Source organism: Lacrimispora sphenoides (assembly GCF_900105215.1).
GTDB lineage: Bacteria > Bacillota > Clostridia > Lachnospirales > Lachnospiraceae > Lacrimispora > Lacrimispora sphenoides_A.
This window is the reverse complement of record NZ_FOIP01000001.1, coordinates 2,191,724-2,214,771: the sequence shown is the minus strand read 5'-3', so window position 1 is coordinate 2,214,771 and position 23,048 is coordinate 2,191,724. Positions and strand designations below refer to the sequence as shown.

The following is a 23,048-nucleotide window of genomic DNA, read 5'->3' as shown; positions in this document are numbered from 1 at the left end:
CAGCATCCTTTTATTTTTCCAGGTATCTTCTTTTCATCAGAACACCGGCAATTTCCATATCCTCCGGTGTTGTAATCTTTATGTTGGCGTAATCGCCCCGAATTAGTTTCACTTTTTCCTGAGTCATGGTTTCCACCACCATGGCATCATCCGTTACTCCAGCCTGATACTGTTCTGATGACATAAGCTTTTCATATGCCTGAAGTACCAGTTCATATTCAAAGGCCTGAGGAGTCTGAATCAGCCAAAGACTGTTCCGGTCAGGAGTCATGGCTGCAAATTCACTTTCGTCAGAAATTTTAATGGTATCCTTTACAGGCATACCAACCACACAAGCCCTGTACATTCTGGCTGCATCGGAAGCTGCCTCTATGATCTCGACCGTCACGCAGGGCCTGGCCCCGTCGTGGATCAGGACATATTCACAGTTGTTAACTGCCTTAAGCCCTTCGTATACGGAATGATACCGTTCCTTTCCTCCTTCAGTAACCGCAGTCACCTTGCTGAAACCATATTTCTCTATGATCTCCTCCCGGCAATAACCGGACTCTCCAGGACCGGTCACCAGGACGATCTCATCTACTGAACTGTTTTCAAAGGCATGAAGCGCATAATACAGCAGAGGTTTCCCAAAGAGCTCAAGGTACTGCTTATGCACCTGGCTTCCCATGCGTGTTCCTTTTCCTGCCGCCAATATGACTGCTGCCGTTCTCCCCCTGCTCTCCATCCGTCCATCACCTTTCACCCAGTTTTAAATTGGGAACTGCATTTAAATCCCAACCGGCTCTCGCTCCATTAATATACTCGTAATAAGCCGCTGTACCGATCATGGCTGCGTTATCCGTGCAGTAAATGGGTGACGGATAGTAAAAGGCAATGCCGGCTTTTTCACATGCATGGCCCATCTCTTTGCGCAGGGCAGAATTGGAAGCCACTCCGCCGGCTATGGCAATCTTTTTAAATCCATATTCCTTTGCCGCATCCACCGTATGGCTCACCAGCACATCCACAACCGCATTTTGGAAGGAAGCTGCTAAATCAGCGACATTAATTTCCTCTCCCAACATGCACGCATGATTGATATAGTTTAATACCGCTGACTTTAGGCCGCTGAAGCTGAAATCGTAAATGTTTCCTTCCACCTTTGCCCGAGGGAACTTGATGGCATGGGGATTTCCTTCCTTTGCCGCATGATCAATCTTCGGGCCTCCCGGGTACCCAAGGCCCACTGCTCTTGCTACCTTATCAAATGCCTCTCCTGCCGCATCATCCCTGGTACGGCCAAGAATTTCAAATTCACCGTAATCCTTTACAATAACAAGATGGGTGTGGCCGCCGGATACGATCAAACATAAAAAAGGCGGCTCCAGATCCGGATGCTCAATAAAGTTAGCTGATACATGTCCTTCTATATGATGGACACCCACTAACGGCTTACCTGCTGCATAGGCAATGGCTTTAGCCTCTGCAACGCCTACAAGGAGTGCTCCCACCAGGCCTGGACCATACGTTACGCCAATGGCGTCCATATCAGCCAGACTCAGTCCTGCCTCCAGAAGGGCTGCTTCTACGACCTGATTTATCTTTTCAATATGCTTTCTGGATGCGATTTCCGGTACAACGCCCCCGTATAATGTATGCAGGGCGATCTGAGAGGAGATCACATTGGAAAGAATCTCTCTTCCGTTCTTTACTACGGCAGCCGCAGTCTCGTCACAGGAACTTTCAATCGCAAGTATATAGACATCTTCCTCTGTATGATTCTTTTTCATCGCCGCTCCCTCACTCTTCATCAAATTCCAGTTCCAGGGTCCAGGCATCCTTTGCCACTTTGGTACGAGGGAAAATCTCCCGGACTTTTTCTAAGTATTCTTCTGGTCTGGTAAGAGAAGGACTGTAATGAGTCAGCCACATCTGTTTGGGCCTGGCTTCCTTTGCCAGTCTGGCAGCCTCATAAAAGGTCATATGCTTATACTCTCTGGCTTTTGCTTCCTTCCCTTCCTCTCCGTACATACCTTCGCAGATAAAAAGATCCGCCTCCCTTGCGTATTCCGCAATTACAGGAACCGGCCTTGTATCCGTACAATAGGTTACCTTAAGCCCCCGTCTTGCAGAACCTAAGACCATATCAGGAGTGAGGGTTCTTCCGCCGTCTTCAATGGTTTCCCCTTTTTGCAGGCGGCTCCAGAACTTCTGGGGTATTCCGGCGGCATTGGCCCGGTCCACATCAAACCGGCCTGTCCTTGGAATGGAAATGGAATAGCCATAGCAGACAACATTATGGTTCACCCGGTAAGCATCGATTACATAGGGCCCGATCTTTACCTGCTCCCGGTTCTCAGAAAGTTCGATGAATTTCAGTTCAAAGGGCAGTTCCGGCGCAATGATCCTCAGCGCTCCCACTACTCGTTCTAAGCCCTTTGGCCCAATAAGAGTCAGGGGCTCTGTCCTTTCCGCATTGCCCATGGTCAGGAGAAGCCCCGGAAGACCACTGATATGGTCGGCGTGATAATGGGTAAAACAAATGATGTCAATGGGTTTCGGGCTCCAGCCCTTTTCTTTTAACGCAATCTGGGTTCCTTCCCCGCAGTCAATGAGAAGATCACTGCCACCGCATCTGGCCATCATGGCCGTCAGCCACCGGTATGGCAGAGGCATCATTCCTCCGGTTCCCAGCAAACATATATCCAACATAAAATTTCCTCGCTTTGGTTTCTATCAATGAACAGCGGTAAAAAACCGCCTCATAAAATCATATCACAAAGCAGAGGCAATTAGCAACTATAAATATTCCAGCTGTTCTTCTACCTCCACAGGAATCTTGAATTCCTGAATCATAGTATCGTAACAGTCCTCACACAGATCAAAATGATGGATCTCACCATCCTTCTCGGAGAAAAAGTCCCAGGAATGATTGACGCTTATTACCCCCTCCCTGGCAACACCTTCTGACACGATAATTTTTTTGCCACAGCAGTTGCACACAACTGTTTCAAGCTGACCACCGTCTTTGTACTTTCTCATCTTCCTCTCACCTTTCCATTTTCCTGCCCATGCTTTTCGGGCATATAGGTATACCTGTAGGGTGTTTCCACTTAGTCGCCCTGTTTTGGGGACATAAAGGGATACCCGTAGGGTATTTCCTTTTTCGCACTTACCAGTCAGTCCCTGTTTCCGTTTTGCGTCATCCGAAAACAGGAAAAAGGGCATCCTCACTGGATACCCCTACATTATAAACGGTGATTCCCCTTATTTTTAGTGGTAAATGTTTCATATCCGGCGGTTCCACATAATGATGGCATTTTCACAGGGATTAAGGTAATAATTTTTCCGGATAGTTTCCTCTTGAAAACCATAGTATCTATAAAGGTTTCTGGCTTTTTTATTGCTTTCCCGGACCTCTAAAGACAGGGATTTTACTCCATTTTTAATGGAAGATTCCACCAGTCGGTCCATAAGTTTCTTTGATAGGCCCCTCCCCCTGTACTCTGACAAAACGGCAATCCGAAGCAGCTCTCCTTCCCCGGCTATGACCCGGAAGACGCAGTACCCTAATATGTTTCCCTCTTCTTCCAGCACCAGCCAGGTATCAAGGCTGCTTTCTAAGCCTTCTTTGACTGTATCCAAGGACCATGGATCCGAAAAGCAGAGCCGTTCTATTTCAGCGACACCGGATACATCTGACTGACTCATTTCATGAACCATTGGCTTCTCCCCCTTTCATGGAAGCTCGATTCACCTGACGGTTCATCGAACGGCTATTTTTCTGAATTCAAGCCACGCTTACGCTTGCTTTCATTAAGAAAAATTAGCCTCCCGTTCCCGTTCTGCCTGGGGCTTTCTTAAATAATCAGGGGAATGCTCCGCCGCCGTAAGGGTTTTCCCCTCTTCATAATAAAGGCCTCCTAAAGCCGCAACCGCTGCTGCCCGCTGCCGATTCAAATGAGCCGGAGCAAAGAGGAAAGGAACCGTTATCTTTTCTTGTATCTGCTTTTTGTATACAGGAACTCCGTCTCCTAAAAAGATCACCTTCTGTCCGGCTGCATTTAATTCATCAACCAATTCCAAAATGTCCATAGCGCATTGTTCTTTCATCACGGAAAAACCGTTCTGGTTATCGTAAATGCCGGTATATACCTGATTTCTTCTGGCATCCATGATGGGGCAGACACGATAGGCGCTGCCGTATAAGTTATAGGCCATGGCATCCACGGTAGGAACGGAAACCAGGGGTTTATTCAAAGCCAGGCCAAGGCCCTTTCCTGTAGCGGAGCCGATCCGCAGTCCGGTAAAAGAACCTGGTCCACCGGAAACCGCAATGGCATCAATGGTTTCTAAATCCAGTTCCACCATCTTTACAATTTCATCCAGCATGGGAAGAAGAGTCTGGGAATGGGTCCTCTTAAAATTTACCGTATATTCCGCAGTCAGTACCTCGTCCTCCACCACGGCAACGGAAGCCACCAAAGACGAGCTTTCAATTCCAAGTATCCTCATTTACATTCCCTCCACGGTTATTTTCCTGTAATCAAACCCTTTTTCCAAATCCTTTTCAATGGTTATGGTTATTACATGGTCAGGGAGAAGCTCTTTAATCAAATTCGACCATTCAATAAGGCTTACTCCCTCCCCGTAAAAGCAATCTTCATAACCGATCTCATCCATCTCACTGACATCACCAATCCGGTATACATCGAAATGGTAAAAAGGTAGCCGTCCATCCTCATACTGATTAATAATGGTAAAGGTAGGACTGTTAACCGGCTCCCGGATCCCAAGGCCTGATGCAAACCCCTGGGTAAATACGGTCTTTCCCACTCCCAAATCACCATTTAGACAGTATACGTCAGAAGGCTTTGCTTCCTCTCCCAGTTTTTTCCCAAATTCATAGGTTTCTTCTGGCTTCCAGCTTTCTATTACCATAATTTATATCCTCTTTCGCCTTTCAGGAGGCAGTTTTTCTTTGATGAGCCCACGGATAGCTGCTTTTTTTTCTCCAGTTACGGAATCAGGCAGCAGATAGGCATGAACCCGGTCCATATACAGGATCATCATATCTCTTACACGGTCCACTTTGACCATGTTTTCCCAGGCAATTTCCAGGTTTTCCTCTCCCTGGGAAACCTGGATTCCATTCTCATTAAAGGTGAGAGTCATGGCATTCTGAATCACGGGAGTCTTTGCCTGCTTAAGAGCCTTTAAATAAAGAATACCAGGCTGCCAGACTGTAAACATGAGGGCGCAAATGATTAGCAGCACCCGGTATGAGGTGGAGTTGGAACTCCATGTGGTAATCAGGAGAAAAACAGCAGCAGCACTGAAAATAATATTAAAAAGCCCCTGCAGTCCCTGATAGGAATGATACATGGAAAACTTCCATAAATCCTTTGCCGTTAATTTTACTTCTATTACAATCGAATCTTTCTCTTCCACGTTTTCTCCTTTCTGTACGCCTTGGCTTATAATTTCATGGTCAGGGCGATCCTCTTCTTCTGAACGTCCACGCTAATGACCTTGACTTCAACAATATCTCCCACGCTCACCGCTTCCAGGGGATGCTTTATGAATTTATCCGACATCTGGGAGATGTGAACAAGGCCATCCTGGTGAACACCAATATCTACAAAGGCACCGAAATCAATAACATTTCTTACAGTTCCCTTTAATACCATGCCTGGCTTCAAATCCTTCATGTCCATAACATCGGTGCGGAGAATGGGAGCAGGCATCTGGTCTCTGGGATCTCTTGCCGGTTTTTCCAGCTCTTTTACAATATCACGCAGGGTGATCTCTCCGATTTCCAACTGGGCTGCCAGCGCTTTATAATCCAGAATCTTTTTACCGATTCCATTTAATCCTCCATGAGCCAGCTCTGTTAAGTCATAGCCAAGCTTTGTCAAAAGCTTTTTTGCTGCATCGTAGGTTTCAGGGTGAACGCTGGTTCCGTCCAAGGGATTCTTCCCTCCCTGGATCCTCATAAAGCCTGCGCACTGCTCGTATGCCTTTGGTCCAAGCTTGGGAACCTTTAAAAGTTGGTTTCTGCCGGCAAAGGCCCCATTTTCTTCACGGTAAATTACGATATTCTTTGCAATGGGCTTTGAAATGCCGGATATATATTCCAGCAGGGAAGCAGAAGCTGTATTAAGATCCACTCCCACTTTGTTTACACAGTCCTCTACCACTCCCTGAAGGGCCTCGCTTAAATGCTTCTGGTTCATATCATGCTGGTACTGGCCCACCCCAATGGATTTGGGGTCGATCTTCACAAGTTCTGCCAAGGGATCCTGCAGTCTTCTTGCAATGGAAGCGGCACTTCTCTGACCTACGTCAAATTCAGGAAACTCTTCCGTAGCAAGCTTGCTGGCAGAATAAACAGAGGCCCCTGCCTCATTTACAATAATGTACTGAACCTGCTCTGGGATCTCCTTTAACAATTCCACGATAATCGCTTCCGATTCCCTGGATGCGGTTCCGTTTCCAACGGAAATCAGGGATATATGGTATTTTTTGATCAGCTTCTTTAAGACAGCTTTTGCTTCCTCCACCTTGTTCTGGGGCGCTGTGGGATAAATGACTATGGTATCGAGAACTTTTCCTGTCTCATCCACAACAGCCAGCTTGCAGCCGGTTCGAAATGCCGGATCCCAGCCCAGGACCACCCGTCCTGCAATGGGAGGCTGCATTAAAAGCTGCTCTAAGTTTTTGCCGAACACCCGGATCGCTCCAGCCTCTGCCTGCTCTGTCAATGAGCTTCTTACCTCACGCTCAATAGCCGGAGCAATAAGGCGGTCATAGCTGTCTGCGATTACCTCTTTAAGGACAGTCGTGGTGTATGGGTTGTCCTTTGCAATCACCTGCTTTTCCAGAAAGCGTATAATCTGCTCAATAGGTACAAGGATTTTTACCGTAAGGATCTTCTCTTTTTCCCCGCGGTTTAAAGCCAGAATCCTGTGACCTGCGGATTTTTTAATGGTTTCCTCATAATTGTAATACATTTCATATACGGATTCTGCCTCTTCATCCTTTGCTGATGACTGAAGGCTTCCCTGATTTACAGTGGCATTCCGGATATAGGTGCGGTATTCCGCGTTGTCGGAAATCCGCTCTGCCAGGATGTCCTTTGCCCCATTTATGGCTTCCTCCGGGGAAGAAACACCCATTTCTTCAGAAACATACTCCAGTCCTACCTCTGTTAAGGGAGTCTTTATCATCTGAAGCATGATTAAATCCGCAAGGGGTTCCAGCCCCTTCTCCTTTGCAATGGTCGCTCTCGTCCGTCTCTTTGGTTTATAGGGACGGTATAAATCTTCCACAGCTACCAGAGTCTGTGCTTCTATTATCTTTTTTTCCAGCTCCGGAGTCAGCTTCTCCTGTTCCCTGATGGAAGAAAGAACCTGTTCCTTCCGCTCTTCTAAATTCCGCAGATAGCGGAGCCTTTCATCCAGGTTACGCAGAACCTCATCATCTAAGGAACCGGTGACCTCCTTCCGGTATCTTGCAATAAACGGAATGGTGTTCCCTTCGTCAATGAGCTTTACTGCCGCTTCCACCTGTCCGCGGCTAATGGAAAGTTCTTCTTGCAATGCCTTTATTATGTCCATGGTGATCCCCTTATTTTTTCATAATTTGTATCGTAATGAATTTTCGTTCAGCCTTTATTCAATTTACTATTATAATTCATCAGCCTTCCTTATGCAAGACCCGTCTGGACATGCAGGCCTTTTCGTGCTACAATCATAAAATAGTGTGGTTAATAACCATTTTTTGTTTTCACAATATGCAAACGAGGTAAATTACGAATGGAAGAAAACCATAACAGCAACAACGGGATGCTGCCCCAGATCCGTCCGACAGGTTCCCTTCTGGCCTTCTGGTCCGTTCTTCTTGGCGGCATTGGACTTGCCAGCGACTGTCTTCCCCTATTCAGTATCTGGAGTCTGCCTGCAGGCCTGTTTCTCGGCCTGATCGGCATTGCATGCGCTGTGCTCTCCAAACAGGGAAAACCATTTACTCAACAGGCCCAGCTTGGCCTGATCCTGTCTATTATTTCCACGGTCTGCGGCCTTATGATGGCATTGTTTATTATTTTTGTATATGATACTATGGACACCAATACGCCTTTGGGCCATTATTTCAGACAGGTTTTTGAGACTGCCTCTCAGGCCCTTACCTCCTCCCCTTCCGGAGAATAGAGCCTACCTCATAACAGGCAGCAGATCTATACCCTTTATAACCAGCATATAATTCTTGAAAATCCAATTGGCTGCAACAATAGCCGCTCCTGCCAGGATCAGTATCCTGGCTCTTTTTTTATGTTCAAAGGGAGTTTTCCGCCCTTTAACGGCCCATATGATCATTTCCATAAACAGAACGAGAACAGCATAAAGGACCAGCGGATGATACTGAAAACTCATTCGCAGGTCCCCTCGCAGCAATGACCGGACGGCCCGGGTTCCCCCACAGCCCGGGCAATAAAGTCCGGTTAGGGAATGGAACAGACAGGGAAGCCCGAGGCCAAATATTCTTTTTAACAAGTTCATTTTTTCACCTTAGTTTAATCCGCCAGATCAAAGGCATCATGGACGGTCCTCATAGCACGGTTTACATCCGCTTCATCGATTAAAACCGTTATCCGTATCTCAGAGGTGGCGATCATCTTGATATTCACATTGGCACTGGAAAGGGCTTCAAACATCTTTGCAGCCACTCCGGGATTGCCTGTCATCCCTGCACCGATAATGGAAATCTTAGCGACGTCTTCCTCGCTCGTCACATCCTGGGCGGTGATGGATTCCTTATTTTCCATTAAAAGATTCATGGTATCCTTTAAATCAGTCTTTGCCACCGTAAAGGAAATGTCCTTTCTTTCCTCCCGTCCGATGGACTGAATGATAATATCCACATTGATATTTTTCCTTGCCAGGAGATTAAAGATTTTAAAAGCAATTCCCGGCGTATTTTTAACCCCGATTACAGAAATACGGGCTACATTCTTATCCGCGGCAACACCGCTAACCAGCATTCTTTCCAATTTTGTTTCCTCCTTGACGACTGTACCTTCTGCCCTGGTCAGACTTGACAGAACAACCAACTGAACTCCATAACGCTTTGCCATCTCCACAGACCGGTTATGGAGCACTTTTGCTCCAAGGGAAGCGAATTCCAGCATTTCATCATAAGAAACCTCAGGGAGCTTTCTAGCGTTTGGAACGATGTGGGGATCTGCAGTGTATACTCCATCCACATCCGTATAGATCTCACATGCATCCGCATGAAGGGCGGCTGCAAGGGCTACGGCCGTTGTATCAGAGCCTCCCCGGCCAAGCGTTGTTAAGTCTTCGTATTTATTAACCCCCTGAAAGCCTGTGACGATCACTATTTTCCTGGCCTCCAGTTCATGCCGTATGCGTTCCGTATCGATCCGCTTTAATTTGGCCGTTCCGTAGGCAGAGGTGGTGTGCATGGCCACCTGAGCCGCATTTAAAGAAACGGCGGGGACTCCCAAAGAATTCATTGCCATAGCCATAAGGGCCACACTGACCTGTTCCCCGGTGGCTAACAGCATATCCAGTTCTCTCTTAGGAGGGTTAGGATTTATCTCAAGGGCCTTTGCAATGAGACCATCCGTTGTCTTTCCCATAGCGGACAGTACCACTACCACCTGATTGCCTTTTTCATATTCCTCAATGCAGCGCTTTGCCACATTAAAAATTCTTTCTTTGTCTGCGACGGAGCTACCGCCAAATTTTTTCACTACTAACATTGATGCCTCCTGGCGAAAAGTCAAGCAGATATTCTGATCCGCTTTGCTGTATGCTCATAACCTGTTACACCGTTACTAATTCTGCGCGGATGCGCTGCCTGATTCCCGGCAGCTTTTTCGCTTTAATTTCGTATTCTTCTTCGGTCATAGTTTCCGTAAGGACTGCAAATTCGTCCATATGGTCCAGTTCCACCACTTCCACCTTGCCGAATACTGCCTCCACTTCTTTCACACGTTTATCAGCAATTCCTTTGATCCTCACAAAATAGCGGAAGGAGCTGCTGCTCATGGAAGAAATGGTGAGGTTTTCCCTATCCCAGCCCATTTCCACATGATGGCCTTGATTATTCAGGGCTTCAATAATATCCGCTACCACAGCGCTTGCTGTTGGAAGCTTACCGGCCCCGCATCCATAAAACATGGACGTGCCCAACATGTTTCCTTTTACCAGAATGCCGTTATAAACATCATTTACGGAATATAACGGATGATCTTTTCCAATCATAACCGGGGCTACAAATGCATGGACGGTTCCGTCCTGGATCCTGCTGGAGCCAAACAGCTTTACAGAGGTTCCCATAGCATCGGCATAGCGGAAATCCACATCCGTTATTTTTGTTATCCCTTCTGTATAAATATGCTCGTAATTAACCTCGTGTCCCGTTGCCATTGCCGTCAGGATAGCAATCTTTCGACAGGTATCGTGTCCTTCCACATCGGCTTCCGGATTCCGCTCCGCGTAGCCTAGGTCCTGAGCCTCTCGTAGGGCCGTTTCAAAGGTTTCACCTGCTTTGTCCATTTTTGTCAGAATATAGTTAGTGGTTCCATTTAAAATACCGGTGATCTCTTCAACCACCTCACCTGCAAGGGAAGTATACAGAGGGCGTATGACAGGAATACCGCCGCCTACACTTGCCTCGAAGAAAAAATTCACATGATGCTCTTTTGCAATTTCCAAAAGTTCCGTGCCGTATGCCGCCACCAGAGCCTTATTGGAGGTGGCCACATGCTTGCCTGCCTTTAAACACGCCTTCACAAAGGGATAAGCAGGATTTAGTCCTCCCATGGTCTCAACTACCATGGACACTGACTGATCCTTTTCAATGACAGAAAAGTCATGAACGATCTTATCTTCAGCAGGATCTCCGGGAAATTCCCTTAAATCCAGGACATACTTTACATCCACTTCATCGCCAACCCTTTTGGCAATTATCTCTTTGTTTCTTTCCAAAACCTCTACCACACCTGATCCAATGGTGCCATAGCCCATAACTGCAATATGTCTCATATTATCCTCCGGCAACTCGCTTTCGTATTATTTTTCAAGGAAGTTCAATTTGTCATTCGGCTCATCGAACGGCTGCCTCTACTCCCTGGCTAAAATTTTAACGTAGTGGACTCCATTTTTTTCTTCTATTTCCTCCACCATTTTTGAAACATTGCCGGTGGTCTCAAGGACTTCCACGCTTAATGTCAAGGTGGCCACTCCATTGACCGGAATGCTCTGGTGTATGGTTAGGATATTGGCGCGGTACACTGCAACCACATGAAGCAGATCGGACAGTAAACCTGGTTCATCATCCATCTGCATCACAAGTGTTATGGTTTTCCCTTTCGTATTATCATAAAAAGGAAAGATATCATCCTTATACTTATAAAAAGAGCTGCGGCTGATCCCGACCCGGTCAGTTGCCTCCTGTACGGTAATAACGCGCTCCGATTCCAACAGCTTTTTTGCTTCAACTACTTTCAGCAATACTTCAGGTACAGCCTTTTGCTTTACCACAAAATATTTACTCTTTTCTTCCATAATAAAAATATCTTCCCTTCTGTGTCCGCATCGGAAATACATCTGTGCTCATAGGGAAGATATTATCATATTTAGGCAGGGTATGCAACTATTTTTCTATTTATTTTCTTCGGTTTTTAAAAAAATACAGGAAAAATACTCTATTCAGCGCTGCTTTCACCGGACTTTGCCCCAGTACTCAGCCAGCGTAAATAGGCGTACATGAACTGATCCAAAGAGCCGTCCAGAACGCTTCCTACATTGCCGGTTTCCGCATTGGTCCTGTGATCCTTGACCATTGTATAAGGCTGAAGGACATAGGAACGGATCTGGTTACCCCAGCCGATCTCTGTCACATCGCCCCGGATTCCGGATAATTTCTCAGCATTTTCCTGCTGCTTCAGCATATAAAGCTTTGCCTTTAACATCTGCATGGCCTTGTCCTTGTTCTGAAACTGGGAGCGCTCATTCTGGCACTGTACCACAATTCCGGTAGGAAGGTGAGTGATGCGGATGGCCGAAGAAGTTTTGTTGATATGCTGTCCTCCTGCTCCGCTGGAGCGGTAGGTATCGATGCGAAGGTCCTCATCGTTGATCTCCACATCCAAATCCTCTTCAATATCCGGCATGACATCGCAGGATACAAAGGAGGTCTGGCGTTTGCCTGCGGCATTAAACGGCGAGATGCGCACCAGGCGGTGAACTCCCTTTTCCGATTTCAAATACCCAAAGGCATTGGGCCCGTTGATCTGAACCGTAACGGATTTAATGCCCGCTTCTTCCCCGTCAAGGTAATCCAGGACTTCTAAGGAAAAGCCTTTTTTCTCCGCCCACCGGCAGAACATACGGTACAGCATGCCGCACCAGTCACAGGATTCGGTTCCTCCTGCGCCTGCGTTAAGCTTTAAAATGGCATTGTCGCTGTCGTACTCACCGGACAGCAGTGTATTGATGCGCATGTTCTCCAGTTTTTCTTTAAACTGGTTTAACATCTCCTCCACTTCCGGAACCAGGGAGGGATCATTCTCCTCATTTCCCATTTCGATCATTACGCCAATGTCTTCATACTGCTGTTCTAAGTCCTTATAGCTCTGGACGGTATCTTTTAAATTCTTTGCAAGCTGTACAATCTTGGCCGACTTTTCAGGATCCTCCCAAAAGCCGAGCTCCTCCATGGACTTGTCCAGCTCATCGATTCTCTTTAACTTATTATCTAAGTCAAAGTGAATCCCTCACTTCCACTAATGGTTTTTCAAACGTTGATAATTCGTATTTGTACTGGTCTAACTCTACCACTGTGTCACCCACTTTCTGAATTTAATTATTTATCTAAATAAAATTGGAGTCCGGTCCTTAAAAGGGATGCGAACTCCAATTTTATAAAAATACTATACTAATTTACGTCCGCAGCACTGCTTGTATTTCTTACCGGAACCGCATGGACATGGATCATTCGGATAAACCTTAGCTTCCACCTTCTTTACCGGTGCTTTCGGGGAGCTCTCATCCTTATTGGTTCCTGTCACCTTAGCAGCCGGTTCTCTCTCCACCTTCTGCTCTACGCGGATATGGAATAAGATTCTTACGGTATCCTCACGGATGGCCGCAGCCATCTCATCAAACATCTGATATCCGCTCATCTTGTATTCCACCAGCGGATCTCTCTGTCCGTAAGCCTGCAGGCCGATGCCCTGGCGCAGCTGATCCATATCATCAATATGGGACATCCATTTATTATCGATCACCTTTAAGAGAATCACACGCTCGATTTCACGAATCTGTTCTCCCTCTGGGAATTCCGCTTCCTTGGATTCATAAAGCTTAATAGCTTCTTCCTTCAGCATATGCTTCAGTTCATTCTTCTTAATCTTCTTATCTTCCGGAAGAGTAACTGACTGTAGAGGAATGATAGGGAGAAGAAGGGTGTTAAGCTCGTTCAAATCCCAATCTTCCGGTGCCTGGTCATCGCTGACGGAAAGATCCACCGCATTTTCCACAATATCCGTCACCATCTTTAAGACGAAATCACGCATATTGTCTCCATCCAGAACCTTTCTTCTCTCTTCATAGATCACTTCACGCTGCTCGTTCATGACCTCGTCATATTTTAAAAGGTTCTCACGGATGCCGTAGTTATTTGTCTCAATCTTCATCTGGGCCTTTTCAATGGCATTAGAGAGCATCTTGTGCTCGATCTGCTCTCCTTCCGGCACGCCAAGAGCATTGAACATGCCTACCAGACGTTCGGAACCAAACAGACGCATTAAGTCATCTTCAAGGGAAATATAAAATCTGGATTCTCCCGGGTCACCCTGACGTCCGGAACGGCCGCGCAGCTGGTTATCGATTCGGCGGGATTCATGACGCTCCGTACCGATGATCTTTAAACCGCCTGCTGCCTTTGACTCATCATCAAGCTTGATATCCGTACCACGGCCTGCCATGTTGGTAGCTATGGTTACAGCCTTATGCACACCTGCATCCGCTACGATCTCAGCTTCCAGCTCATGATATTTTGCATTCAGCACCTTATGAGGAATTCCCCGGCGCCGTAACATGTTGCTTAACATTTCTGAGGTATCAATGGTAATGGTACCTACCAGGACAGGCTGTCCCTTCTCGTAAGCAATCTCCACTTCATTGCATACCGCTTCAAATTTCTCTTTCTTTGTTTTATAAACGGCATCCTCCTGATCAATACGTGAGATCGGGCGGTTGGTTGGGATGGAAATGGCATCCATGCCGTAAGTATTACGGAATTCCTTCTCTTCTGTAAGGGCGGTACCGGTCATACCTGCTTTTTTATTGTACTTATTAAAGAAGTTCTGGAAGGTGATTGTGGCAAGAGTCTTGCTCTCTCTGCGCACATTTACGTGCTCCTTGGCTTCAATCGCTTGATGAAGTCCATCAGAATAACGTCTGCCGGGCATAATACGTCCGGTAAACTCATCAACAATCAGGACCTCGTCATCTTTTACTACATAATCCTTATCCCGGAACATGAGATAATTGGCGCGAAGGGCCAGAATGATGTTATGCTGGATCTCTAAGTTCTGGGGATCAGATAAGTTCTCGATGTGAAAGAACTGCTCTACCTTTTCCACACCCTGTTCTGTCAAGTTGACAACCTTGTCCTTTTCATCCACAACGAAGTCGCCGGTTTCCGTGATCTCCTCTCCCATGATGGCTGCCATCTTGGAGAATTCTGCGGAAGCCTCGCCTCGTTCCAGCTGGCGGGCCAGAATATCACAAACCTCATACAGCTTTGTGGACTTACCGCTCTGCCCGGAAATAATAAGAGGTGTTCTTGCCTCATCAATTAATACAGAGTCTACCTCATCAATGATACAAAAATCTAAATTCCTTAAAACCATCTGTTCCTTATAGATGGCCATGTTATCTCTCAGATAATCAAAACCAAGCTCGTTGTTGGTTACATAGGTAATGTCGCAGTTGTATGCGTCACGTCTTTCGTCAGAATTCATGGAGTTAAGCACAACCCCAACGGTCAGGCCCAGGAATTCATGTACTCTTCCCATCCACTCTGCATCTCGTTTTGCCAGGTAATCATTGACCGTTACAATCTGGACTCCATTGCCTGCCAGTGCGTTTAAATAAGCAGGGCAGGTAGATACCAGGGTCTTACCTTCACCGGTCTTCATCTCAGAAATACGTCCCTGGTGAAGAACGAGTCCGCCGATGAGCTGTACACGGAAATGTTCCATATTAAGAACTCTTCGTGCTGCCTCTCTCACCGTTGCAAAAGCTTCAGGTAAAATATCATCCAGAGCCTCGCCTGATGAAAGCCTTTCCTTAAAGAGCCTTGTGTTGTTTCTCAGCTCCTCATCCGTAAGTGCAACCATGGTCGGACGCAGAGCTTCTATCTTATCCACAATGGGTTCTATTAATTTTAATTCTCTTTCACTATGAGTTCCAAATATTTTTTGAACGAAGTTCATATTTCATTCTCCTACTCTTCTTAACGATATACACGATACAATCTCGTATATTGTAGCACTAACTCCTTCTTAATTCAACGAATTCATAAAAAATTAACATTCTGGTAATAAACAGGGCCTAATATTACCAGGTCCTTCCTTTTTCCACAGCAAACAACGGCAAATCTGGAAAATTTTATGGTTAACCTGACACATTGCACAAAAAACCTGTTCGATTCCCCGCTTTTCCACATTATCCACATTCCATTGTGTATTTTTCCCCCAGTTTTATCCCCACTATGAAATCCCATAATTAGGGGAAAAAATAGTTATACACCAAGTTATCCACATTATCCACATTTATTCTCCACAGATTCCCATTTTTCCCATCCCTTTGTCAGACTTTCAGATTTTTGTATATATGTCATAAAGTTTCCTTTTTCGACGAAAATTTCTCTTTTTCCCTTGACTTTTTTTTAAGTCCATCTATAGTTTTTCAATAATTAGTCAAACTAATAAGTAGATACATTTTACAAAAAATTACCAATAATTATCTAATAATTTTACAATGCAATTGAACTATTCTCAAAAATATGCTATACTATAACCATCTCAAGAAAAAGGAGCTGATGACTTATGCGTTTTACAATTACAGGGAGAAATATTGAGGTAACACCGGGATTACGCGAGGCAGTCGAGGACAAGCTTGGAAAGCTGGACCGTTTCTTCGCTCCTGCGACAGAAGCAACAGTAAGACTCAGCGTGCAGAAAGAAATTCAGAAAATCGAAGTAACTATTCCAGTGAAAGGACATATAATCAGAGCAGAAGAATCCAGTACAGACATGTACGTTTCCATTGATCTTGTGGAAGAGATCCTGGAACGCCAGCTGAAAAAATATAAAAATAAATTAATCGACAAAAAGCTGAATGCCCCTTCCTTTTCAACAGCTTTTCTGGAAGATGAAACCCAGCCAGATGATCATGTAGAAATCGTTAAGTCAAAGAAATTTGCCATAAAGCCCATGGATCCGGAAGAAGCCTGTGTTCAGATGGAACTTCTTGGTCATAGCTTCTACGTATTCTTAAATTCGGATACAGAGGAAGTCAATGTGGTTTATAAAAGAAAAGGCGGCTCCTACGGCCTGATTGAACCAGAATTTTAACCGATTCAAGTAGTGAAGCGGATTACGAATATTCGATTGACAACCTGAAAAAAGCAGCCAGGACAATTGTCCGGCTGCTTTTTCTTATGCTTAGATTCGTGTCAGATACCGCTCTACACTGGTAATTGCGTTTGCGCCGTCTGAAACAGCTGTGGAAACCTGTCGAAGCTGTTTGGTGCGCACATCACCGGCTGCAAAGATTCCGGGAACATTGGTTTCACAGTCCTCACCGGCCTTTATATAGCCATGATCCATCTCCACCAGGTTATTAAACGCTTCGCTTTGCGGGTTGATTCCTACTGCGATAAACACTCCGTCTACCGCAAGCTTATTCGATTCCTCGGTTTTGGCATTCTTTATGGTCAGGGATTCCACCTGATCTCCGCCTTCGATCTCCTCTACCACGGTATCCCAGATGATTTCTACATTTTTTTGGTTAAACAACTGGGTCTGCAAAGTCTTTGCCCCCCTCAGCTTATTTCTCCTATGAATTAAGTATACCTTTTTACACATTCTGGCCAGGAAAATGGCATCTTCAATGGCAACATCACCGCCGCCCACTACTGCTGCCACCTTGTTACGGAAAAATGCACCGTCACAGGTCGCACAGTAGGAAACTCCCATGCCTGTTAACTCCTCTTCTCCGATCACACTTAACTTCCGGTGCTGGGCTCCGGTAGAGATGATGACTGTCTTTGTCGCATAGGTCCTCTCTTCTCCCACTACGGTAAATTTCCCATCAGACGCTTCGATCCGAAGGACCTCGTCTGTGGAAAACTCTGCTCCCAGCTTCTCTGCGTGTTCCCGGAACTTCATTCCAAGATCAAAGCCGTTAATTCCAGGCAGCCCCGGGTAATTATCTACTTCATAAGTATTAAGGACCTGGCCGCCGCTTGCCATCTCTTTTTCAATCACTACCATCTTAAGTTCAGCCCTTTTACCATAAACCGCAGCCGAAAGCCCTGCGGGCCCGGACCCGATGATCACCACATCATAAATCTCATTCATATTTATCTACCTGCTTTCTCTATTCTATCTGATATTAGGTTTTCTATCTTCATTATATCTCACCAGCCCTTAAGTATGCAATGCCTGGTCCGTAACAAAATCACAAAAAGCCCTTTTTCCAGCCACGTTGCATTCTTCCTGATAATTTGATAAAATGAAATTATCTTACATCGACAGAAAGGATGATGTTATGGCCAGAAAAACAGTACTCATCACCGGAGCTTCCCGGGGAATCGGAAAAGCTATTGCTTTTAAATTTGCAAAAAAAGGATACAACGTGGTCATCAACTGCCTCCACAGCGAAGACCGTCTTGCGCAGGTTAAAAAGGAGCTGGAAGCTTATCAGGTAACTTGTCTTTCCTTCATGGGGGACATGGGAGACATGGACCAGTGCCAGGCTCTCTTTGAACAGGTGCGCAAGCAGTTTGGCACACTGGATGTCCTCGTTAATAACGCAGGCATCTCCTATATCGGGCTTTTACAGGATATGAGCACTGATGCCTGGGACCAGATTGTCCGCACCAACTTAACATCAGTATTTAACTGCTGTAAGCTGGCCATTCCCGGAATGGTTGAAAAAAAACAAGGAAAGATCATTAACATCTCTTCTGTATGGGGAATATCAGGCGCCTCCTGCGAAGTCGCTTACTCCGCCACAAAGGGCGGCATCAATGCATTTACAAAGGCTCTGGCTAAGGAGCTGGCTCCAAGCAATATCCAGGTCAACGCTGTTGCCTGCGGTGCCATTGATACGGAAATGAATCAATTCCTGGAGGAAGATGAATTAATCGACCTCATCGATGGAATACCGTCAGGGCGGCTGGGAAAAGCAGAGGAGGTAGCCGATCTGGTATACCACCTGGGCTATAAAAATTCTTATCTGACCGGACAGGTCATCGGCCTTGACGGAGGCTGGCTTTAATATAACATCCCTTAGTAAATCATATGTTGAAAACCCCCTGGTGTATACTGGAACTATGGGGAAGACTGGAATGCGCTGACGTAACGGGCTTTATTTGACCCATTGGATTATTTATGAAGGAATCCTCATTAGTGCCCGAGCATTAATAAGGATTCCTTATGCAAAATCATGATATTGTTATTGCTCACTGTTTCTGATATAATCTTCCCGCTTCCAGGCTAGATGGGATATTCATTGCAAAGCAGCCTGTATGGCAATTCATCTTCTTCTATTTCCGGAAATCTTCCTACTGCCGTATCAGCATAAATTTATGCTCCTTGATAAGTTGTTCCATATCTTTAATTACTTGATTGATTTCTGATCGTTTCATCAGTCTGCTCCTCTCTGGCGAAACGTTAGATTAATACTTATATTCAGACAAAATAACCTCTGGTTTATCCGCTTCCGTTTCCTCAATCTTTTTCCAGTTTGTTAACAACTCCAACAAAGCATCAATTAATGCCGTCTCCTTCAGATGGGCATAATTTTTATAATAATCAAAGGATTCCTTTCTTCCGTTTGAGATCAATACATAATCAGCCAATTCCGATATCGGCGATTGCCGGTATCCGGTAATGGCCATCATCTTAAGGCCTTTCTCTTTGGCCAATTCCATCCCCTGAATCACTTGTCTGGAACTTCCAGATTGAGAAATTGCTATAATAATATCTTCTTTATCAGCAAGATTCACATGATTTAAAAAATATTCCGGTGAGATATCATTGGTACATTTCACACCCAGTCTTCCTAACCGGAAGCCCATATACAGTGCAAGCGGGGTTGTATTTCCTACCGCTAAAATATGAGCCTGTTTACATGACTTTATCAAATTCACGCAGGACTTCATATCTTCTTCGTTAATACTCTCTGCTACCGCTGTTAATGAATTCACATACTTTTGAAAAATTTTCATTACTGGATTGGGAGTGTTCTGCAGCTCTTCAATTTCTTCTCCTTCATCTCTTCCAACATCTTTAGCCAGCATCAAACGAAACTGGTAATATCCCTTATACCCCAGATGATGACACATACGCACAACCGTTGCATCACTCACCCCGCTGGCCTTTGCCAATTCAGAAACATTTGCATCTACCGCTTCCTGTGGGTGTTCCAGAACATAATCTGCTACTTTCTTCTCCGCCGAGAAGATCTTTCCATAATTATCCTTAATCACATCTAGTACAGGTTTATCTAGCATCATGTCCCTCCCTTCTTATCTACTATATTGCCGTAAAATACACCCTTTTTCAAGCTTTTTATTCAAAACACATCTGGACACCTGCAACAAAAGAATCTCCCAATCCAATGGTATACTTTGGTTTGTCAATGTATTTAGACGGTACTAAAATAACCTCGCTGGTAAAATGCTCTTTTATTATTAATTCCCTGTATTTGATTCCTTTTTCACTTAATGGAAGCTTTATGACTTCTCCAATCTGCTCTTTTGTTCCATACCAGCCATTGGCCGCTTTTGCAGTCGCCAGCATGTTGCCAAGCATTAAGCCTTTTTCAATATCCGCATTCAACGTTTCACCAAGATACATGGAATAATTCTTAGTATGTATGATAACCCCCTTTTTTACAGAATATCTTTCCTTGATATAAGATGCTCCCCTGATACAGGAAAAGATATCATCGGTTACTATGGGGAAATCATACATAGTAAGGGTATATTCTAATTCTTCTTCATTTAAGCTCAAAATATCAACAGATGGATAAAGTGTCTCCAGGCATAGCTGCCGTACCTCCTTATTATGGTAATGTGCATCTTCAAAATAGATAATCCCATCTTTATGATTTGCTTTGTATTTTTTGATATGTTCTTTTACATAAGCCAGCCTTTGTTCTAAAATATCTTTATCCTGAATTGCATTAAAGCTTGACAGAACATTGCTTTTAATATCTGCAGCATGAGCTTCTACGTAAGAAAAATAGGAAGCCGAGAAGGGAAGCATCTCATTTACTGTAATTTTGGTTATGATCAGCCTATTTGATGTTGGAATTGTAATCTTCCGGCTGCCAAGGCAAATTATATCACCCTTTTTAAATTGAATGATGTAGTGTATTTCCTGCTCCGCTGTCTGCTGGATCTGATCTGTATGAACCATTTCTCCTTCTCTGGAGACCGTATAAATATATGGGGAATTTAAAATATCACATACTTCTTTCGAGTCATCCGTTAAATGAACAATGGAAGGACATGCTACTGCTGCCAAAGCCATGGCCCCCTGGGTTGCAGTACCGCCCATGCCCTTTTTTGCTGCAAAAGTATCCCTTATTATATGGAAATCCGAAATATCTACTTCTCCGCCGATTCCATGCCTGCAATAAAATACAATGGTCTCCAAGAATTCCTCCATGCTTGTTATCTCTTTTGCTGCTTTCATTTTGACCAAATCTGCATTCGGAAGATATCTGTTCAGCAGTTGATTGAATGTTTCTATTTGAAAATCACACAATATGTCCAGATTACTCGTGTACCCCAGTGCTGTAAAAGCATTGCTTTTAATTCTGGATTCAATCAGCTGCTCCATTTTTTCGTATGTTTCTATATATTTTTCCTCGGTCTTCATGCTATCCACCCCACTTTCTCCTGCTATCTATTTTTCTTATCAGCTTTGCCCCATAAAATAAAAACTGTATATTTCTATTTTACAGGGCGATGATACGGTGTTGGTTAATAAAGTGCAGCCTTTCCATTTGCCTTGAAAAGCCGGATCTTGTGATATGCCACTTCCTTCATGGCTTTCATGCAAGGTGGTTCAATCATATTTGGTTCTCTTAGGCTGTTATCTGACAAAATTTCTCTCATTTTATTATAATAAGCCACTTTAATATCGCTGGAGATATTGATCTTATTTACACCTAATGCTACTGATTCCCCAATTTCTTTATCCGGATTATTAGATCCTCCGTGAAGTACTAGCGGAATCGATACTTTTGACTTGATCTCTTTTAATAAATCCAATTTTAATTCCGGCTTCATGCCAGCAGGATATAATCCGTGGCAAGTTCCTATTGCAATTGCCAGTGTATCAACACCTGTTTCCTTTACAAACGTGACAGCATCATCCGGCTTTGTATAAATAATTATCTGATTTTCTGTTTCTGTAGAGTCGGTTGTTCCAATTGTGCCAAGTTCGCCTTCTACAGATACATTGGCTGCATGAGCTGCTTCACATATCTTTTTGCATAGAGCAATATTCTCTTCAAAGGGAAGACTTGAACCGTCAATCATAACAGATGTATATCCTGACTGAATCGCTACCATGACCTGCTCAAAAGAAGCACCATGATCCAGATGAATGCAAACCGGTATATTTGATTTATAAGCCCTCTGCCTGATTGCAGAAATGACATCTACTCCAATATGGCTCAGCTCATCCGGATGGATTGAAATAATAACCGGTGCATTTTCTTCTTCTGAGGCCTCCACAATTCCATTTAACATCGCATAGGAGCTGATGTTAAATGCAGGTACCGCAAAATTGTTTTCATTTGCAACAGCTAACAGTTCTTTCATGTTTAACAGCATAGTTTTTTCCTCCAACTTTTTATTAGATTTCCGTTTCCGGATAATCATACGTATTAATTTTTTACAGCTCCCGCCGTCATGCCGGCAATAAAGTACCGCTGGAAAAACAAAAACAGGACCAATACAGGTAAGGAGCCTAATACACTCATTGACATCATTTGATTCCACTCATATGCATGCTGCCCCATCAGCAGGCTAATGCCCACCGGTACCGTCCGCATTTCATTTGTCTTAGTCAACGCCAATGCAAACAAATATTCATTCCAGGCCTGCATGAATGTATACATTCCCACCGAAACCAGGCCAGGAATTGATACAGGAACCAGTACTGTCCAAAGAGCCATAAACCTTGAACCGCCGTCAATCATTACCGCTTCATCCAAATCTTTCGGCAGAGTATTCATATATCCGGTAATCATCAAGATCGCATAGGGCAAGGTGAACAGCATATACGTCAGTATCAATGCGCCAAATGTATTGTATAATTTCAGGCTGACAATCAGGCTTAAATATGGAATCAAAAGGGTGATCGGAGGCACTGCCTGCACACTGACAATGACGGTATTAATAAAACCTTTTCCCGGAAAATCGAAACGGCTGAAACTGTAAGATGCAAGTATCCCGATGATCAATGTAAAAATCACTACAACCATTGCAATGCAATAGCTGTTTATAAAAAATCTGACTTTTTCAGGATTATGAAAGATTGAAATATAGGCGTTCAAGCTAAAACTCTCTGATATCCATGTTGGCGGCCAGGCAAAGATTTCCGCATTAGACTTAAATGAACTCAGCATCATCCACAATATAGGAAATCCCGAAAATAATGCTCCGGTTATCAGAAGGATCATAATTAGTATTTTTATGTACCACTTTTTCTTACCTACCAT

23 protein-coding genes and 1 pseudogene are annotated in these 23,048 nt (G+C 44.5%); 3 read left to right on the top strand and 21 right to left on the bottom strand.

Features of this window, described 5'->3' with window-relative positions; genetic code table 11:
* Positions 1-10: 10 nt before the first annotated feature.
* The 9 genes from ispD to BMW45_RS10005 form a co-directional block, all read right to left on the bottom strand.
* Complete coding sequence (gene ispD, locus BMW45_RS10045) at positions 11-727, bottom strand: 2-C-methyl-D-erythritol 4-phosphate cytidylyltransferase (RefSeq protein ID WP_092242942.1); 717 nt, start codon at positions 725-727, stop codon at positions 11-13.
* 7 nt (positions 728-734) lie between these two features.
* Positions 735-1,772 carry a tRNA (adenosine(37)-N6)-threonylcarbamoyltransferase complex transferase subunit TsaD gene (gene tsaD / locus BMW45_RS10040; protein ID WP_092246337.1) on the bottom strand — a complete coding sequence of 346 codons (1,038 nt, stop codon included), beginning with the start codon at positions 1,770-1,772 and terminating at the stop codon, positions 735-737.
* A 10-nt stretch (positions 1,773-1,782) separates the two neighbouring features.
* Complete coding sequence (locus BMW45_RS10035) at positions 1,783-2,694, bottom strand: ribonuclease Z (protein ID WP_092242939.1); 912 nt, start codon at positions 2,692-2,694, stop codon at positions 1,783-1,785.
* Positions 2,695-2,781: 87 nt separating this feature from the next.
* Positions 2,782-3,024: a hypothetical protein gene (locus BMW45_RS10030; protein ID WP_092246334.1), complete on the bottom strand. Its 243-nt coding sequence runs from the start codon at positions 3,022-3,024 to the stop codon at positions 2,782-2,784.
* A 246-nt stretch (positions 3,025-3,270) separates the two neighbouring features.
* Positions 3,271-3,705, bottom strand: a complete 435-nt coding sequence (rimI, locus tag BMW45_RS10025) for a ribosomal protein S18-alanine N-acetyltransferase (RefSeq protein ID WP_092242937.1) — start codon at positions 3,703-3,705, stop codon at positions 3,271-3,273.
* 93 nt (positions 3,706-3,798) lie between these two features.
* Positions 3,799-4,497 (bottom strand): tRNA (adenosine(37)-N6)-threonylcarbamoyltransferase complex dimerization subunit type 1 TsaB, encoded by a 699-nt coding sequence (tsaB, locus tag BMW45_RS10020; protein ID WP_092242934.1) that lies wholly within the window; start codon positions 4,495-4,497, stop codon positions 3,799-3,801.
* On the bottom strand, positions 4,498-4,923 hold the full coding sequence (gene tsaE / locus BMW45_RS10015; protein ID WP_092242931.1) for a tRNA (adenosine(37)-N6)-threonylcarbamoyltransferase complex ATPase subunit type 1 TsaE: 426 nt from the start codon (positions 4,921-4,923) through the stop codon (positions 4,498-4,500). It lies immediately after the preceding gene.
* Positions 4,924-4,926: 3 nt separating this feature from the next.
* Positions 4,927-5,433, bottom strand: coding sequence for a YcxB family protein (locus BMW45_RS10010; protein ID WP_092242928.1), 507 nt, complete (start codon positions 5,431-5,433; stop codon positions 4,927-4,929).
* Between the two features lie 26 nt (positions 5,434-5,459).
* On the bottom strand, positions 5,460-7,601 hold the full coding sequence (locus BMW45_RS10005) for a Tex family protein (protein WP_092242924.1): 2,142 nt from the start codon (positions 7,599-7,601) through the stop codon (positions 5,460-5,462).
* A gap of 198 nt (positions 7,602-7,799) precedes the next feature.
* Here BMW45_RS10005 and BMW45_RS10000 point away from each other — a divergent pair, with 198 nt between their 5' ends.
* Positions 7,800-8,192, top strand: a complete 393-nt coding sequence (locus tag BMW45_RS10000) for a hypothetical protein (protein WP_025229970.1) — start codon at positions 7,800-7,802, stop codon at positions 8,190-8,192.
* Positions 8,193-8,195: 3 nt separating this feature from the next.
* Here the strand turns inward: BMW45_RS10000 and BMW45_RS09995 are convergent, their stop codons facing one another.
* The 6 genes from BMW45_RS09995 to secA form a co-directional block, all read right to left on the bottom strand.
* A complete protein-coding gene (locus BMW45_RS09995) occupies positions 8,196-8,540 on the bottom strand; it encodes a DUF2752 domain-containing protein (RefSeq protein ID WP_025229971.1) in 345 nt (114 codons plus the stop codon).
* 14 nt (positions 8,541-8,554) lie between these two features.
* Positions 8,555-9,763 (bottom strand): aspartate kinase, encoded by a 1,209-nt coding sequence (locus BMW45_RS09990; protein ID WP_092242921.1) that lies wholly within the window; start codon positions 9,761-9,763, stop codon positions 8,555-8,557.
* Positions 9,764-9,827: 64 nt separating this feature from the next.
* Positions 9,828-11,051 (bottom strand): homoserine dehydrogenase, encoded by a 1,224-nt coding sequence (locus tag BMW45_RS09985; protein ID WP_092242919.1) that lies wholly within the window; start codon positions 11,049-11,051, stop codon positions 9,828-9,830.
* A gap of 78 nt (positions 11,052-11,129) precedes the next feature.
* Positions 11,130-11,573 carry an ACT domain-containing protein gene (locus BMW45_RS09980; RefSeq protein WP_025229974.1) on the bottom strand — a complete coding sequence of 148 codons (444 nt, stop codon included), beginning with the start codon at positions 11,571-11,573 and terminating at the stop codon, positions 11,130-11,132.
* Between the two features lie 140 nt (positions 11,574-11,713).
* Positions 11,714-12,848, bottom strand: a protein-coding gene (gene prfB, locus BMW45_RS09975; RefSeq protein ID WP_143057023.1) for a peptide chain release factor 2 whose coding sequence is annotated in 2 segments (ribosomal slippage) — positions 11,714-12,772 and positions 12,774-12,848 — 1,134 coding nt in all. Because the reading frame shifts where the segments join, the coding sequence is not laid out codon by codon here.
* A gap of 92 nt (positions 12,849-12,940) precedes the next feature.
* Complete coding sequence (gene secA / locus BMW45_RS09970; RefSeq protein ID WP_092242914.1) at positions 12,941-15,511, bottom strand: preprotein translocase subunit SecA; 2,571 nt, start codon at positions 15,509-15,511, stop codon at positions 12,941-12,943.
* A 615-nt stretch (positions 15,512-16,126) separates the two neighbouring features.
* Between secA and hpf the strand changes: the two genes are divergently transcribed.
* Complete coding sequence (gene hpf / locus BMW45_RS09965; RefSeq protein WP_092242911.1) at positions 16,127-16,654, top strand: ribosome hibernation-promoting factor, HPF/YfiA family; 528 nt, start codon at positions 16,127-16,129, stop codon at positions 16,652-16,654.
* 90 nt (positions 16,655-16,744) lie between these two features.
* Here the strand turns inward: hpf and trxB are convergent, their stop codons facing one another.
* Positions 16,745-17,662, bottom strand: coding sequence for a thioredoxin-disulfide reductase (gene trxB / locus BMW45_RS09960; protein ID WP_092242908.1), 918 nt, complete (start codon positions 17,660-17,662; stop codon positions 16,745-16,747).
* A 190-nt stretch (positions 17,663-17,852) separates the two neighbouring features.
* Here trxB and ymfI point away from each other — a divergent pair, with 190 nt between their 5' ends.
* Positions 17,853-18,584, top strand: coding sequence for an elongation factor P 5-aminopentanone reductase (gene ymfI, locus BMW45_RS09955; protein ID WP_092242906.1), 732 nt, complete (start codon positions 17,853-17,855; stop codon positions 18,582-18,584).
* Between the two features lie 218 nt (positions 18,585-18,802).
* On the opposite strand, the pseudogene BMW45_RS28945 reads toward ymfI, so the two are convergent.
* The 5 genes and pseudogenes from BMW45_RS28945 to BMW45_RS09935 form a co-directional block, all read right to left on the bottom strand.
* Positions 18,803-18,874, bottom strand: a pseudogene (locus BMW45_RS28945) (D-lyxose/D-mannose family sugar isomerase); the annotation flags it as partial.
* Between the two features lie 110 nt (positions 18,875-18,984).
* Positions 18,985-19,824: a MurR/RpiR family transcriptional regulator gene (locus BMW45_RS09950; RefSeq protein WP_330390726.1), complete on the bottom strand. Its 840-nt coding sequence runs from the start codon at positions 19,822-19,824 to the stop codon at positions 18,985-18,987.
* A gap of 55 nt (positions 19,825-19,879) precedes the next feature.
* Complete coding sequence (locus BMW45_RS09945) at positions 19,880-21,196, bottom strand: ADP-dependent glucokinase/phosphofructokinase (protein ID WP_092246332.1); 1,317 nt, start codon at positions 21,194-21,196, stop codon at positions 19,880-19,882.
* A 104-nt stretch (positions 21,197-21,300) separates the two neighbouring features.
* Positions 21,301-22,158: a ketose-bisphosphate aldolase gene (locus BMW45_RS09940; RefSeq protein ID WP_092242901.1), complete on the bottom strand. Its 858-nt coding sequence runs from the start codon at positions 22,156-22,158 to the stop codon at positions 21,301-21,303.
* Between the two features lie 53 nt (positions 22,159-22,211).
* The gene (locus BMW45_RS09935) at positions 22,212-23,048 is read right to left on the bottom strand and encodes a carbohydrate ABC transporter permease (RefSeq protein ID WP_092242898.1); all 837 of its coding nucleotides are present in this window, start codon (positions 23,046-23,048) and stop codon (positions 22,212-22,214) included.

Coding starts and splice junctions, on each gene's coding strand:
- ispD (WP_092242942.1), bottom strand. CDS start 727: ATGGAGAGCAGGGGGAGAACGGCAGCAGTCATATTGGCGGCAGGAAAA.
- tsaD (WP_092246337.1), bottom strand. CDS start 1,772: ATGAAAAAGAATCATACAGAGGAAGATGTCTATATACTTGCGATTGAA.
- BMW45_RS10035 (WP_092242939.1), bottom strand. CDS start 2,694: ATGTTGGATATATGTTTGCTGGGAACCGGAGGAATGATGCCTCTGCCA.
- BMW45_RS10030 (WP_092246334.1), bottom strand. CDS start 3,024: ATGAGAAAGTACAAAGACGGTGGTCAGCTTGAAACAGTTGTGTGCAAC.
- rimI (WP_092242937.1), bottom strand. CDS start 3,705: ATGGTTCATGAAATGAGTCAGTCAGATGTATCCGGTGTCGCTGAAATA.
- tsaB (WP_092242934.1), bottom strand. CDS start 4,497: ATGAGGATACTTGGAATTGAAAGCTCGTCTTTGGTGGCTTCCGTTGCC.
- tsaE (WP_092242931.1), bottom strand. CDS start 4,923: ATGGTAATAGAAAGCTGGAAGCCAGAAGAAACCTATGAATTTGGGAAA.
- BMW45_RS10005 (WP_092242924.1), bottom strand. CDS start 7,601: ATGGACATAATAAAGGCATTGCAAGAAGAACTTTCCATTAGCCGCGGA.
- BMW45_RS10000 (WP_025229970.1), top strand. CDS start 7,800: ATGGAAGAAAACCATAACAGCAACAACGGGATGCTGCCCCAGATCCGT.
- BMW45_RS09995 (WP_025229971.1), bottom strand. CDS start 8,540: ATGAACTTGTTAAAAAGAATATTTGGCCTCGGGCTTCCCTGTCTGTTC.
- BMW45_RS09990 (WP_092242921.1), bottom strand. CDS start 9,763: ATGTTAGTAGTGAAAAAATTTGGCGGTAGCTCCGTCGCAGACAAAGAA.
- BMW45_RS09985 (WP_092242919.1), bottom strand. CDS start 11,051: ATGAGACATATTGCAGTTATGGGCTATGGCACCATTGGATCAGGTGTG.
- BMW45_RS09980 (WP_025229974.1), bottom strand. CDS start 11,573: ATGGAAGAAAAGAGTAAATATTTTGTGGTAAAGCAAAAGGCTGTACCT.
- secA (WP_092242914.1), bottom strand. CDS start 15,511: ATGAACTTCGTTCAAAAAATATTTGGAACTCATAGTGAAAGAGAATTA.
- hpf (WP_092242911.1), top strand. CDS start 16,127: ATGCGTTTTACAATTACAGGGAGAAATATTGAGGTAACACCGGGATTA.
- trxB (WP_092242908.1), bottom strand. CDS start 17,662: ATGAATGAGATTTATGATGTGGTGATCATCGGGTCCGGGCCCGCAGGG.
- ymfI (WP_092242906.1), top strand. CDS start 17,853: ATGGCCAGAAAAACAGTACTCATCACCGGAGCTTCCCGGGGAATCGGA.
- BMW45_RS09950 (WP_330390726.1), bottom strand. CDS start 19,824: ATGATGCTAGATAAACCTGTACTAGATGTGATTAAGGATAATTATGGA.
- BMW45_RS09945 (WP_092246332.1), bottom strand. CDS start 21,196: ATGAAGACCGAGGAAAAATATATAGAAACATACGAAAAAATGGAGCAG.
- BMW45_RS09940 (WP_092242901.1), bottom strand. CDS start 22,158: ATGCTGTTAAACATGAAAGAACTGTTAGCTGTTGCAAATGAAAACAAT.
- BMW45_RS09935 (WP_092242898.1), bottom strand. CDS start 23,048: ATGGTAGGTAAGAAAAAGTGGTACATAAAAATACTAATTATGATCCTT.